Genomic DNA, 765 nt, shown 5'->3' on the forward strand with positions numbered 1-765 from the left:
TAAGGGATTATTCGGCGCATAAAATCTGTCAGTTTGGCTTTGCTATTTGTGCAAAATAGGGGACTTACCGATGGATCTAGGATCAAAATATCAGCGCAAGCTCGCAGTTGGCTTGGTGTTGGCGTCACCACTTCTTGTTTCACCTTCTCTCTCTGCCGCTCAGTTGGAGCGATTAGAGCCAAATCATGGACGTGTGGTTTCTCTCGAAAAGCAAAACCTTGCCGCGACCCAAAATGTCGCCAAAGCGCTTGGATTAAAGCCGGGCAATAATGTTCAAAAGCTTAAAGCCAACCAAGACAAAAATGGTGATGTCCACGTCCGGTATCAACAAACCTACAAAGGAATTCCGATCTGGGGGAAACAGATCGTTTTACACCGCGATAAACAAGGGAAAATCAAACGCTTTGGCGGTACGTTAGTTCATGATATCGGGCAAGACATTTCTAACACGACTCCTCAGCTCAGCCTTGAAAGAATAAGAAGCAAAGTACAAAAGCCGTATTTGGATGTTGGCTATCACATCGAAGATCAACAACAGGGATTGCGTATTTATATCGATGACAAAGACGTTGCGCATTTAGCCTATGAGATCCAGTTTTTTGCCGATTCTGAACAAGCGGTAAACCCCACTAGACCAACTTATCTCGTGGATGCTAAATCCGGTGAAGTGCTGTTGCAGTATGAAGGATTAGCTCATGCAGAAGCAGATGGCCCAGGAGGCAATCAAAAGATTGGTTTCTATGAGTATGGTAAGGAATACGACCC

1 protein-coding gene is annotated in these 765 nt (G+C 44.8%); it reads left to right on the plus strand.

The window, feature by feature from the left end; all coding sequences use genetic code 11:
- Positions 1-70: 70 nt before the first annotated feature.
- A partial coding sequence (locus R7Q11_RS25890) for a PepSY domain-containing protein (RefSeq protein WP_225466965.1) occupies positions 71-765 on the plus strand: 695 nt, incomplete at its 3' end.

This window comes from Vibrio sp. 970 (genome assembly GCF_033339075.1).